Source organism: Hahella sp. NBU794 (genome assembly GCF_050749805.1).
Taxonomy (GTDB): Bacteria; Pseudomonadota; Gammaproteobacteria; order Pseudomonadales; family Oleiphilaceae; genus Hahella.
In genome coordinates this window covers 990001-1003336 of record NZ_CP192738.1, presented here as the reverse complement: position 1 = coordinate 1003336, position 13336 = coordinate 990001, and the positions used below count along the sequence as shown (strand labels likewise).

The following is a 13336-nucleotide window of genomic DNA, read 5'->3' as shown; positions in this document are numbered from 1 at the left end:
AGCGGAAACAAAAAAGCCCGGATTACCGGGCTTTTTATTTTTAGCGTATCGATTAACGCTTGGAGAATTGCGGACGCTTACGCGCTTTACGCAGACCGACTTTCTTACGCTCAACCTCACGAGCATCGCGAGTAACGTAACCGGCTTTACGCAGCGGAGAGCGATTCGCTTCATCATATTGAATCAGCGCACGAGTAATACCGTGACGAATTGCGCCCGCTTGACCAGAAGGGCCGCCGCCTTTAACGGTAACAAAAACGTCAAAGTTGCCGATAGCCTCCAACAGCTCTAAAGGCTGACGCACAACCATGCGAGCGGTTTCGCGACCAAAGTAAGAATCCAGATCAGTCTGGTTCACAGTGATTTTTCCGCTACCGGGTCTCAGGAAGACGCGAGCAGTCGAAGTTTTACGACGACCGGTACCGTAGTATTGAGTAACAGACATATCCACCTTCCTTAAATTTTCAGTTCAATCGGTTGCTGAGCGGTATGCGGGTGTTCAGCCGAAGCGTATACCTTGAGCTTTTTCAGCATCGCACGACCTAAAGGATTGCGCGGCATCATGCCTTTAACAGCTGTTTCGATAACACGCTCTGGAGCATGTTGAATCAGCTTATCGAAAGACATTTCTTTCAAGCCGCCAGGATAGCCTGTGTGGCGATAGTACATTTTGTCTTGTGCTTTGTTGCCAGTAACACGCACTTTTTCTGCGTTTACTACAACGATGTAATCCCCAGTGTCCACATGAGGGGTATATTCCGCTTTGTGCTTGCCCCTCAAGCGACGGGCGATTTCAGTAGAAAGACGTCCAAGCGTCTTGTCGGTCGCGTCTATAACATACCAGTCACGCTTTACGGTTTCTGGCTTAGCGCTGATCGTTTTCATTTAAATCCCGCCTTACTCTTAAATTCTCGGCTGATTAATCCAAATAAAACGCACGCTGATCCTTTCCTTCGAGGAAATTTACAACGACGTTCTGACTTTTCGGAACTTGGGCTTCGGGGCTTCGCCAAAGTTCCTTACTATATTGCAAATCCGGGCGCAGGATTATATGGCACTTCCTGTTCAATTGCTACTCTAAATCCAATTAATTACACGGTAGCGCAACGCCAAGGTCACACATCAAGATTTGGCAGGCCGAATGTCTCGATTGTGTTTTGCAGAACAATATCGGATATCTGTTCTGGGGCTTCTTCTCTCATAGCGCACAACGCATCAAATATTTGAGGAATAAGCTCAGGAGAATTACGCCGCCCTTGCCGGCCACATAAAGGCATATCAGGGGCATCGGTCTCCAACAGCAGAGACTCCAATGGAAACCTGGAGATCGCTTTTCTGGTTTTCTGGGCTCGGTCATAGGTGATAACGCCGCCAACCCCTAATTTGAGCCCCAGTTTCACAAACTGCATCCCCTCTTCGTAGCTTCCCGAAAAGGCGTGCACCACCCCACTCTTAACGCCAGATTCCTTGACCAGCCTGGCAAGCTGGCTATGGGTCTTTCTTGAGTGAAGAATGACGGAAAGATCACTCGCTTTAGCCATCCTCAGCTGTTCGCGCAAAAAAAACCGCTGCACGTCAAAGTCGATGCCTACTGTTGCGTCAAGCCCGCACTCCCCGACCGCTGAAATATCCGCACGTTGAGTACGCAACCTCTCAGCCAGTTCGTCCAGATGAAACACGGAATGCTCGTGCAGGTATAAAGGATGAATACCCAGCGCAAAATTGAGCTCGTCATAATGCGCAGCCATCTGAGATATGCGCGCCCAATTTTGGACGCCTACCGAGGGCGCAATAATGCGCTTTACACCCAACTCCCGAGCTTTGCGCAGAACCTCTTCTCTATCGTCATCAAAGTCGGGAAAGTCAAAGTGGCAATGGCTGTCAATGTAAACCGCCATCGCCAATGCCCTTAATGTTCCCTTGTCTTCCTGAACTGAACATCTGGATAACGCTCCATCGCCAGCTGCAAGTTGACATTCGTCGGGGCCAGATAGGTCAGACTGTCGCCCCCATCCAGAGATAAGTTTTCGGACACTTTCCGCTTAAACTCCTCTAGCTTTTTCACATCTTTCGCCTCAACCCAACGCGCAGTGGCGACGTTTACCGGCTCATACACCGCGTCCACTTTGTACTCAGATTTGAGACGATGAACTACCACGTCAAACTGCAACATTCCCACCGCTCCAACAATCAAGTCGTTGTTATTGAGCGGTCTGAATACCTGCACAGCGCCCTCTTCAGACAACTGAATCAGACCTTTTTGCAATTGTTTGGACTTCAAAGGGTCCTTCAGGCGAATACGGCGAAATAGTTCAGGGGCGAAGTTAGGAATACCGCTAAACTTAAACTCCTCCCCTTCGCTAAACGTATCGCCAATCTGGATAGTGCCGTGATTGTGCAAACCAATAATGTCGCCCGCGAATGCCTCTTCCGCCCGAGTTCGATCTCCCGCCATGAATGTCAGCGCATCAGCAATACGAACATCCTTGCCCAGTCGCACATGCTTTATTTTCATCCCCTGTTCGTAGCGTCCTGAGCAGACTCTCAAGAAAGCAATACGGTCACGATGAAGCGGGTCCATATTCGCCTGTATCTTGAATACAAAGCCAGAAAACTTCTCGTCTTCCGCTTCAACAACGCGCTTATCAGTCTCTCTGGGCTGGGGGGAAGGGGCCCACGCAACCAAGCCATCAAGCATATGATCAACGCCAAAGTTACCTAGCGCAGTACCAAAAAATACTGGAGTCAACTCGCCTGCCAAAAAGGCCTGATGATCAAACTCATGAGAAGCGCCTTGCAGTAATTCGATTTCACCGCGCAAGTTCTCTGCGTCCGAGCCAAGCACCTGATCCAATTCAGGGTTATCCAGACCCTTAATCGTGCGACCATCCTGGAGAGTATGCCCCTTACCAGTCTGGTATAAAATGACCTCATCCCGAAGAAGGTGATATACACCTCTGAAGCCTTTGCCCATTCCAATAGGCCAAGAAATAGGGGCGCACTTAATTTTCAGTACGTCCTCGACCTCATCCAGCAATTCCATTGGGTCTCGAATATCTCGGTCGAGCTTATTCATGAAAGTAATGATTGGCGTATCGCGCAGCCGCGTCACTTCCATAAGTTTGATGGTGCGCTCCTCAACGCCTTTTGCGCTGTCTATAACCATCAAGCATGAGTCAACCGCAGTTAAAGTACGATAGGTGTCTTCAGAGAAGTCTTCGTGACCCGGGGTATCAAGCAGGTTTACCAGAGAGTCGTCATAAGGAAACTGCATAACGGAAGTGGTTACGGAGATGCCCCGTTCTTTTTCCATTTCCATCCAGTCGGATTTCGCAAATTGACCGGACTTTTTACCTTTTACTGTACCGGCTTTCTGCAGCGCACCGCCATGCAAGAGTACTTTCTCAGTAATAGTGGTTTTACCCGCATCAGGGTGAGAGATAATGGCGAATGTACGGCGGCGTTTGATTTCTTCACGAAGTCCCATGACAAACCTTGAACATCTGGCGAATTGAGGGCGAACATTATAGCGCCGCAAACAGAGTGTCAAAAGCTATTGATAGCGACTGGAATCAAAGGTTCTAAGCACGTCCGGGAAATAAACCATCATACCTGTCGCCAACATCCCATTAATTACGCCTTCAGGCAAGGCAATCAAAGGGAGGTAAGCGAACATTAAAGAGTGATCCTGACTCCACTCCCCATCTACTAGCCAGCAGACAGTCATTCCAAACAGGATACTGGCGACTATCGACAGCCCTCCACCCAAGAAGCCGTTCACTAAAGGGTAAGCAAAAAATAACCTTCCGCCAGACTTCTTTTCCCTGTCCACCACCCATTTGGTCACAATAACAGGGATCAGCACCACCCCTAGAAAATTCAAAGGGAGCAATAGCCAAGGCGTTGCGCCCTGAAGCGCAAGAAGCAATAGCCCGATAAAGCCGGCAAATATCGCCAACTCCCAATCCAGGATCAAGGTCAATGCACTTAGAAGGAGAAAATGAAGAGAAACGCCAAAATCGACATCAATTCTGAGACGCCAAAACAGCCCCAGGGCCAACGCGCAACCCCAGAAAATATGCTGCAGCTTATTATCTCGCCGCAGATAAACATGACAGCGCCTAACCCACAGCAGAGCAATACAGACAAGTATCGCTCCCCACAGTCCCAGCTCTACAGCTAAAGGCAGCGAATCAGCGCGAACATATTCCACGACTTACTCTTCGCGCCCCAGCTTCATCGACATCACGATGGCGTCTTCGCGACCGTCGGATGCCGGGTAATAGGCCTTTCGATAACCAATGTCATTAAAGCCCAATTTTCTGTACAACTGCACGGCTGCGGTGTTGCTGGCGCGCACCTCTAAAAATAGCTCCACCATATTTTGCGCACGAAAGCGCTCCAGCAAAAACGCCATGAAGGACAACCCCATGCCGTTCCCTTGTAACGCTCGCGCGACACATAGATTAAGCAAGTGCGCCTCATCTATAATCATGGAGGTCACCGCGTGTCCGACTACCTCGTCGTTATATACGGCGACCCAACATTCGGAAGCTCCCGCAAGGCACTCTTTAAAAACGCCTTCAGTCCAAGGATGGGAATAAGCCCCTCGCTCATTATTTAAGACTAGGGATAAGTCTGCTTCGGTCATTAACCTGAAAGCGAGATTAGGTTTTGGATCAGTCATTGGAGTAGAGATATTGACGAAGCTTGCGCCACACGAGTTTTTTGATAGAGGGGTTATGAAGCATCTCGTCTAGAGACGGCAATTGTAGGAGCCTGTCGCCCTTCCACACAGGGTCTAAACCGCCCAAAGTCCCTGCGATGCCCGCATCACAGAATAGAATGCAATGTTTCATTCCACCGGGGGCTGACCAACGCGCCAGAATTCTAGCCAGCATCGCGTCGTCTTGCATCGGCAACCCTTTACGCTCAAATGGCGGCCAGGCAAAAAGGCTATATGCATCTTTCCACTCCTCCCCCAGGCCAACCGCTAACGCAATATTGGCAAGAAGCTGGCCGCTGGGCGACTCAGGAGTAATATCCACTTCCCCCTTAGACAGCGCCACCATACAAATATCGCCAGCCTTTATACTCATCGCACGTAGCTTATCGATGGTTGCAGGGGACGACTTTACCAATACAGGTGTTGGAGAAGCGTCTTTCTTATCCTGTTCCTGGACCTTCTTCTGTTTAGCTGGCTCAGGCTGAGCGATAGCAGACATCGTTTGGCGAAGAGCGGCTGCCTGCTGAGCGCTTTTTAATGATGGCGTTTTGGGCGGGCTGATCTTATTCGCGCGTCGCTCTACATCCCGGTTATCTAGCTCCTCTGATGCCTCATCGAATTCAAACAAGTTGGAAGGCGCAGCATTCGGCAATGGGCTGCGCGCATACCACACCGCAATTCCCATTTCGGTCAAATATGTCTGTCTGTCGTTCTCGTACAAAAAATTCATAATTTTATGCGCAGAAAAGAATCACACTTCACTCTGCGGATGTTGCTTCCTCTTATCTGAAGAGATTAGGTTTAAGGCATTTATATAAGCTTTTGCTGAAGCAATCACAATATCAGTATCCGCGCCAACGCCATTTACAATCCTGCCACCACGCTCCAAACGAACAGTCACCTCCCCTTGTGAGTCGGTCCCGCTGGTTATGTTATTAACCGAATATAGCTGCAAGTTCACACCAGAAGAGGCGATTTCTTCTATCGCCCGATAAGTTGCATCAACAGGCCCGCCCCCTTCCGCAGAAGCTGTTCGCTCTTCACCATTTATCATCAAGGTAACTTTCGAAATAGGCGTGACGCCTGTTTCACTGCAAACAGACATACAGACCAATTTATAAATTTCGTCATCTTCTGATAGCTCTACAGCACTAACCAAAGCCTGCAAATCTTCATCGAAAATTTCGTGCTTCTTATCCGCTAAATCTTTGAAGCGAGCAAAAGCTTCGTTAAGTGCAGTTTCTGAGTCAAATTCATAGCCAAGCTCATGCAGCCTGGTGCGAAAAGCATTACGACCAGAGTGCTTGCCCAACACCAGACTGTTCGTGCGCCAACCTACATCCTGCGCCTGCATGATCTCATAAGTTTCCCTATGCTTAAGCACGCCATCCTGATGGATGCCAGACTCGTGCGCGAACGCATTGGCGCCGACTATCGCCTTATTGGGTTGCACAGGAAACCCTGTAATTGTCGAAACTAAGCGAGAAGTCGGCACGATAAATTGCGTATCCAAACGGGTTTCAACAGCAAACAGGTCTTTTCGTGTTCTCACCGCCATAACGATCTCTTCAAGCGCCGCGTTTCCAGCCCTCTCTCCCAGACCGTTGATAGTACATTCCACCTGACGAGCGCCGTTCATCACCGCCGCCAAGGAGTTCGCTACGGCCAGCCCCAAGTCATTGTGGCAGTGCACAGAGAATATTGCTTTATCAGCATTTGGCACCCTCTCCAATAGAATTTGAATTGTTTCGCCAAACTGCTGCGGAATCGCATAGCCTACCGTGTCAGGGATATTAATTGTTCTCGCACCAGCGGCTATTGCCGCCTCTATGATTCTACAGAGAAAATCTATCTCTGAGCGCCCCGCATCCTCGCAAGAGAACTCAACATCGTCTGTGTACATCCTGGCGCGTTTAACCGCCCTGATAGCCTGTTCCACGACTTGATCAGGCTGCATCTGCAATTTGTATTTCATATGGATTGGGGAGGTGGCGATGAACGTATGAATACGAGCCAATTTAGCTGGCTTTAAAGCCTCAGCCGCACGATCTATATCTTTATCCAACGCTCTCGCCAAACTGCATACGGTGGATTCACTGACAGACTCTGCTATCGCTTTAACCGCCTCAAAATCTCCAGGGCTGGCGATAGCGAAGCCTGCTTCTATGACATCCACCTTCATTTTTTCCAGCGCCTTGGCGATACGCAGCTTTTCATTCTTTGTCATGGAAGCCCCAGGGCTTTGCTCTCCATCACGCAAGGTTGTATCAAATATCACCAAATGTCCGCTGCTCATCGCGACTCTCCCACTTCATTTAAAAGGCGTCCGCCACTGTCAGAAAATATTATACGCTCAGACATAAACACGGCTACTAGTATGTCATAAGAGCCCTTATATGAGCCTGTGAGCCTCACCCCATATCTATGCTTGTAGGCGCTGTCGGCAAAAAACACCACACCGTTCAAAGACTTTACACTTTATCAGCGTTTCCTATTGCCCCACCCTTATAATAAATAGGAATAAAAAATACCTAAAAATGCAGAGTATCTTGAAAAGTCTGCTTTATAAAAACAAATCCGAACATTATGACCTAGTCCAGCACCCGCCCCCTGCCATATGGAAATAAGCCTTTAAGAATAACCCGTCATAAATTCACCGAGAATACTTCCATTTTTCATGTCCAATGGATTTACATCTGTTTAAAAACCAAACATCAAGAAAATAAACAGTAAGTCATTATCTTAACTAGCATTTCAATAAATGTGGCCAGATTTGTGCTTATTGGGGCATCGAGTCAATTCCAAACACTTCATTTTTTCATAAGCTCACTAACTACAATCGACATCAGGAGATAACAATGAAACGATTGGCGTGCTCTTTTGCGCTAACTGCGCTATTGCCACTTTCGGCAATGGCGGACTCTATTTCCCCCTCATCCTACTCCGCAACTTTAGGAGTAGGTGAAAGCGTAACCATTACCAAGACTGTCACTATTGATGCAGAAGCCACCACATCAAAAGTTGACGTATTCTTTCTCATGGATGAAACCGGAAGCATGGGCGGAGAAATAGCAGCCGTAAAAGCAGCGGCAAGCTCAATATTAAGCACTGCAGCTGGCTTTGGGGACATCAACTTCGGAGTTGGCGGTTACCGAGATATCAGCGACGCATTCACGTATCGCACACTTACTGATATGACCTCTGACACCTCTGCAACGCAAGCAGCGATCAATAGCTGGACCGCATCTGGAGGCTATGACTTTCCGGAAGCCAATATCTACGCCCTTGAGCAAGTAGCAAGCACAGTTTCATGGCGCCCAGACGCTGAGCGGATACTTTTATGGTTCGGCGACGCCACAGGCCACGACCCATCTCTGGGTTCGACAGAAGCCAGCGCTACGGGCGCGCTTCAGGCTGCTAGCATTCAAGTGGAAGCAATCGATGTAGCATCTAGCTGTAGAACAGGCTACTGCCTTGACGGCACAGGCCAAGCCTCACGTATCACAGCCGCTACTGGCGGCACCTATCACGCTGGCATAGACACTAGCACATTGGTTGACACTATCAATGAAGCAATTTCAAATGCTATCTCCTCATACACTGAAGTAGCATTGGATATTTCAGGCGCTCCTGCGGGCATGGTGTCAGTATCCCCTGGCGCTTACACCGGATCTTTCACTCGAGACAGCGCAGCATCATACGAGTTTGAAGTCACATTTACTGGCACAACTCCAGGAACATACGACTTTGACATCTACGCGACTGTTGACGGCGGTCGAGTCGCCACAGAAAAAGACCACATTGTTGTAGCCTCAAATGTACCCGAGCCAACAAGCTTGGCATTGATGGGACTTGGCCTGGCCGGCTTGTTCGTCCGCCGTAGAAAGAGCTAATTTTTCCCACTATGAAGGGCGTTATGAAACGCCCTTTTACTTCTAGAAAGTTCAATCAGCTCAACTATATATCACTCCTCGAAAACTTGGTTTGCAGCAAAGTTAGTCTGCCCAAATGCAGCGACATTCTGCTTCAACAAAGAAAACTCTCTGTAAACCTTTCCTAATTAGTGCCACTCGCATTTAGAGCTCCCGGCCCTTGATATTTGACCTAGCACTTGTGCATATCGAACACATTCTTCTAGAGCTCTCCAGCGTACACTAGCGCAATACGGAGAACATCCAATGAAAAAATCTCGATACATAGAAAATCAGATCGTGAAGGTTTTGAAGGAAACGGAAACCAGTCGCCAAGTGAATGATGCCTGCTGGGAATATGGAGCTTCTGACGCCACCTATTACAATTGAAAGTCAAAATACAGGGACATGGAGGCTTAGGATATCAAGCGGCTCAACGAAATTGAGGAAGAGAGTCGCCGACTACAAACCATGCATGCTGACCTGAGTCTGGAGCATCGGATATTGTGGAAAAAAGCTGTAAAGCCAACGTGATACGCGACAGCGGCATGGCGCCAGTTTACAAATGCCTGTCGCACCGTTGGCCTCAGCGATTCCGTCTACCGTTACCAACCTGACCGCAATCGAAATGATCAGCTGACTGCCAAGCGTCAGGAAGAGGTTGAGCGCCAGCCTGCATATAAGTTCTGCAAACCTCTCACCATTCTTCGGCGTTGGGGCCTTCGCTGAAGCATGTATCGGGTGTACCGAGAGCTTAATCTCAACAAATGTCGTCGAGGTAAAAAATGTCTGCCGACACGGCATCCAGAGCCTCTAGCATCACCAACACGGGCTAACTAGTGCTGGTCATTGGGCTTCATGAATGACAGTTTACTATGCGGGCGTCACTTAAGAACATTTACTAACCCGTAAATAAGTATCCGATCACTAAGCCATAATATATTTAAGTTCTGGATGCCTAAATAAACTTTGAATCAATGATGGCGTTCTTTTCATGCTCCGAAGGATTTTTAAAGCCATCTTTCTTAATTGGTCTGGACCTGCAATCTTCATCTTTCCCAGTCGCTGATGTTTCAAGTAGCTCCACACGGACTCATCTGGATTGAGTTCAGGGGAGTAAGGCGGCAGGAAGAATAGCTGCAACCTGCCTTCCTGGGTGGCGAGATATTCCTTTACCTTCCTGGCTTGATGGGCTGGGTGTCCATCGACGATTAGAAAGACTGGTCGTTCAGACTTATACGTCAAGTCCTCTAAAAATCCGATAAAGCTCTCCGCGTTGAGCTTGCCTTCTATCACCTTGAAATGAAACTCGCCTCTGGCCGACACTGCGGAAATTAGGTTAAGCCCAAAGCGCGCCCCTGTCGTCTTCACTTCCGGAGTCAACCCTTTGATCGACCACGTCGTTCCGCTGTGATAGTCCGAACGAATGCTCGCCTCGTCCGCGAAGAGAATCTCCGCGTTCGCTGCTTTCGCCAACTGGCGAATGCGTGGGTATTCTTCTTGTTTCCAGCGAGCAACCCTATCTGGATCTTGCTGGTAAGCGCGAAAAAGCGGCTTCTGCGGCGTCAGCCCCATTGCCCTCAGGAGTCGTCCCACCGATACATCAGACAGGCTAACCCGAAATTTCCGCTTGATCAGGTCCCGCACCAGTCCGCGAGTCCACAATGCATATTCAAACTTAAACTGCTGTGGCTGATATCCCACCACCCAGGTATAGATCTGGCGTAGCTGTCGACCATTTAATTTGCGGGGACGGCCATATAGGCGTTTCGCTTTAAGTGCGTCATAGCCGCCTTCCCGATAAGCCGCCAGCCATTCATAAATACGCGGCCGGCTGAAGCCTAGCGCCCGTATAACTGCCTCCGGGCTTTCTCCTGCCTGGACTTGCTGTACTGCGCGAATGCGAATGACTTCTAGTGTTTTATGATCAAGCTTTCTTCCATCATTTGAGGGCATAGCATCCACTCTGTTTATCTAAAGTCGGGTCCATGACATGCTTGAATATAGACTATTTCTGTGTTCGCCTACTTTGTTTCGGATTAGTAACTTTGTGATGATTTTAATCGTGAGACGCTGACCATTGAAGTTGACCTGAGTCTGCCAGCGCCCCTAATCATTCGAGTACTGAAGAGATCGGTGGCATGGCTAGGCAACCCCAGTAAGTTACATCGATAACAGCCCTGAATCTATCTCAATAGAGCCGTCTGACGCCACAGCCGGAAGGCCTGGAGTCGCCCTCGCGGGACTTTCACTGAGTGTTTGCAGAAGGGATAGCTGTGGCGCAGGGCCTGGCTCTAAATTTCAGGCATAAAAAAACCCGTCACGAGGACGGGTTCTTCGTATTAAGAGCCTGACGACGACCTACTCTTGCATGGGTAATCCACACTACCATCGGCGCTGGACTGTTTCACTTCTGAGTTCGGAATGGGATCAGGTGGTTCCAGTCCGCTATGATCATCAGGCAAAACCGTTAAGCTTTGTCTTAGTCTAGCTTGTCTAGTTGGCGCTTGGTCAGAAGACCTTTAACTTGGATAAGCAGTTATACTCAATCAATACCGGTAAATTACTTCGGTGTTATATGGTCAAGCCTCTCGGGCAATTAGTACTGGTTAGCTCAACGCCTCGCAGCGCTTACACACCCAGCCTATCAACCTCGTGGTCTACAAGGGCCCTTTAGGAGGATCAAGTCCTCAGGGAGATCTTATCTTGAAGGGGGCTTCCCGCTTAGATGCTTTCAGCGGTTATCCCGTCCGAACGTAGCTACCGGGCAATGCGATTGGCATCACAACCCGAACACCAGCGGTTCGTTCACTCCGGTCCTCTCGTACTAGGAGCAACTCTCCTCAAATCTCCAACGTCCACGGCAGATAGGGACCGAACTGTCTCACGACGTTCTAAACCCAGCTCGCGTACCACTTTAAATGGCGAACAGCCATACCCTTGGGACCGGCTTCAGCCCCAGGATGTGATGAGCCGACATCGAGGTGCCAAACACCGCCGTCGATGTGAACTCTTGGGCGGTATCAGCCTGTTATCCCCGGAGTACCTTTTATCCGTTGAGCGATGGCCCTTCCATACAGAACCACCGGATCACTAAGACCTACTTTCGTACCTGCTCGACGTGTTTGTCTCGCAGTTAAGCGCGCTTTTGCCTTTACACTAACCGTACGATGTCCGACCGTACTTAGCGCACCTTCGTGCTCCTCCGTTACTCTTTTGGAGGAGACCGCCCCAGTCAAACTACCCACCACACAGTGTCCTCGACCGGGATTACCAGTCAGAGTTAGAACCTCAAACATGCCAGGGTGGTATTTCAAGGATGGCTCCACGAGAACTGGCGTCCTCGCTTCAAAGCCTCCCACCTATCCTACACAAGCAGGTTCAAAGTCCACTGTGAAGCTATAGTAAAGGTTCACGGGGTCTTTCCGTCTAGCCGCGGATACACTGCATCTTCACAGCGATTTCAATTTCACTGAGTCTCGGGTGGAGACAGCGCCCCCATCGTTACGCCATTCGTGCAGGTCGGAACTTACCCGACAAGGAATTTCGCTACCTTAGGACCGTTATAGTTACGGCCGCCGTTTACCGGGGCTTCGATCAAGAGCTTCGCTTACGCTAACCCCATCAATTAACCTTCCGGCACCGGGCAGGCGTCACACCCTATACGTCCACTTTCGTGTTTGCAGAGTGCTGTGTTTTTAATAAACAGTCGCAGGGGCCTGGTATCTTCGACCGCCTTCCGCTCCAGCCGCAGGGCTTTCACGTACATGACGGCGTGCCTTCTCCCGAAGTTACGGCACCATTTTGCCTAGTTCCTTCACCCGAGTTCTCTCAAGCGCCTTGGTATTCTCTACCTGACCACCTGTGTCGGTTTGGGGTACGGTTTTGTATTGCCTGAAGCTTAGAGGCTTTTCCTGGAAGCTGGGCATCAATCACTTCACTCTCTTAAAGAGAGCTCGTCATCACCCCTCAGCATTGTGTGTCCGGATTTGCCTAAACACACTGCCTACAGGCTTAAACCTGGACTACCAATCCCAGGCTGACCTAGCCTTCTCCGTCCCCCCATCGCAGCAATACAAAGTATCGGAATTTTAACCGATTTCCCATCGACTACACCTTTCGGTCTCGCCTTAGGGGCCGACTCACCCTGCGCCGATTAGCGTTGCGCAGGAACCCTTGGTCTTCCGGCGTGCGGGTTTTTCACCCGCATTATCGTTACTCATGTCAGCATTCGCACTTCTGATACCTCCAGCATGCCTCTCGACACACCTTCATCAGCTTACAGAACGCTCCCCTACCACTCATCCATTGGATGAATCCGCAGCTTCGGCGCCATGTTTGAGCCCCGTTACATCTTCCGCGCAGGCCGACTCGACTAGTGAGCTATTACGCTTTCTTTAAAGGGTGGCTGCTTCTAAGCCAACCTCCTAGCTGTCTCTGCCTTCCCACATCGTTTCCCACTTAACATGGACTTGGGGGCCTTAGCTGGCGGTCTGGGTTGTTTCCCTCTTCACGACGGACGTTAGCACCCGCCGTGTGTCTCCCGGATATCACTCTACGGTATTCGGAGTTTGCATGGGGTTGGTAAGTCGAGATGACCCCCTAGCCCAAACAGTGCTCTACCCCCGTAGGTGTTCGTCCGAGGCGCTACCTAAATAGCTTTCGGGGAGAACCAGCTATCTCCGAGTTTGATTGGCCT

The 13336-nt window shown here is 49.6% G+C and carries 11 protein-coding genes, 2 rRNA genes and 1 pseudogene (1 of these 14 cut by a window edge); 3 read left to right on the top strand and 11 right to left on the bottom strand.

Annotated elements, in window-relative coordinates; genetic code table 11:
• Positions 1-52 precede the first annotated feature (52 nt).
• The 8 genes from rpsI to ACQYWX_RS04425 all read right to left on the bottom strand — a co-directional run bounded on the left by rpsI (position 53) and on the right by ACQYWX_RS04425 (position 7022).
• Positions 53-445 (bottom strand): 30S ribosomal protein S9, encoded by a 393-nt coding sequence (gene rpsI, locus ACQYWX_RS04460; RefSeq protein WP_127968618.1) that lies wholly within the window; start codon positions 443-445, stop codon positions 53-55.
• Between the two features lie 11 nt (positions 446-456).
• Positions 457-885: a 50S ribosomal protein L13 gene (gene rplM, locus ACQYWX_RS04455; protein ID WP_011399611.1), complete on the bottom strand. Its 429-nt coding sequence runs from the start codon at positions 883-885 to the stop codon at positions 457-459.
• 230 nt (positions 886-1115) lie between these two features.
• Positions 1116-1898: a TatD family hydrolase gene (locus ACQYWX_RS04450; protein ID WP_431689498.1), complete on the bottom strand. Its 783-nt coding sequence runs from the start codon at positions 1896-1898 to the stop codon at positions 1116-1118.
• Positions 1899-1909: 11 nt separating this feature from the next.
• A complete protein-coding gene (gene prfC, locus ACQYWX_RS04445; protein ID WP_279506775.1) occupies positions 1910-3487 on the bottom strand; it encodes a peptide chain release factor 3 in 1578 nt (525 codons plus the stop codon).
• A gap of 66 nt (positions 3488-3553) precedes the next feature.
• Positions 3554-4213, bottom strand: a complete 660-nt coding sequence (locus ACQYWX_RS04440; protein ID WP_431688018.1) for an energy-coupling factor ABC transporter permease — start codon at positions 4211-4213, stop codon at positions 3554-3556.
• Positions 4214-4216: 3 nt separating this feature from the next.
• The gene (gene rimI, locus ACQYWX_RS04435) at positions 4217-4651 is read right to left on the bottom strand and encodes a ribosomal protein S18-alanine N-acetyltransferase (RefSeq protein ID WP_431688017.1); all 435 of its coding nucleotides are present in this window, start codon (positions 4649-4651) and stop codon (positions 4217-4219) included.
• Positions 4652-4679: 28 nt separating this feature from the next.
• Positions 4680-5456 carry a hypothetical protein gene (locus ACQYWX_RS04430; protein WP_431688016.1) on the bottom strand — a complete coding sequence of 259 codons (777 nt, stop codon included), beginning with the start codon at positions 5454-5456 and terminating at the stop codon, positions 4680-4682.
• A gap of 21 nt (positions 5457-5477) precedes the next feature.
• Positions 5478-7022 (bottom strand): 2-isopropylmalate synthase, encoded by a 1545-nt coding sequence (locus ACQYWX_RS04425; protein WP_431688015.1) that lies wholly within the window; start codon positions 7020-7022, stop codon positions 5478-5480.
• Between the two features lie 562 nt (positions 7023-7584).
• Here ACQYWX_RS04425 and ACQYWX_RS04420 point away from each other — a divergent pair.
• Positions 7585-8619: a PEP-CTERM sorting domain-containing protein gene (locus tag ACQYWX_RS04420; RefSeq protein ID WP_431688014.1), complete on the top strand. Its 1035-nt coding sequence runs from the start codon at positions 7585-7587 to the stop codon at positions 8617-8619.
• A 285-nt stretch (positions 8620-8904) separates the two neighbouring features.
• Complete coding sequence (locus ACQYWX_RS04415) at positions 8905-9027, top strand: transposase (protein ID WP_431688013.1); 123 nt, start codon at positions 8905-8907, stop codon at positions 9025-9027.
• Between the two features lie 537 nt (positions 9028-9564).
• On the opposite strand, the gene ACQYWX_RS04410 is transcribed toward ACQYWX_RS04415, so the two are convergent.
• Positions 9565-10593, bottom strand: a complete 1029-nt coding sequence (locus ACQYWX_RS04410) for an IS630 family transposase (protein WP_431688012.1) — start codon at positions 10591-10593, stop codon at positions 9565-9567.
• A 96-nt stretch (positions 10594-10689) separates the two neighbouring features.
• On the opposite strand from ACQYWX_RS04410, the pseudogene ACQYWX_RS04405 reads away from it, so the two are divergent.
• Positions 10690-10846, top strand: a pseudogene (locus ACQYWX_RS04405) (IS3 family transposase); the annotation flags it as partial.
• 139 nt (positions 10847-10985) lie between these two features.
• Here the strand turns inward: ACQYWX_RS04405 and rrf are convergent.
• Together rrf and ACQYWX_RS04395 are read right to left on the bottom strand one after the other, a co-directional pair.
• Positions 10986-11099, bottom strand: a 5S ribosomal RNA gene (gene rrf / locus ACQYWX_RS04400).
• Positions 11100-11215: 116 nt separating this feature from the next.
• Positions 11216-13336, bottom strand: a 23S ribosomal RNA gene (locus ACQYWX_RS04395) (it continues 770 nt past the right edge of the window).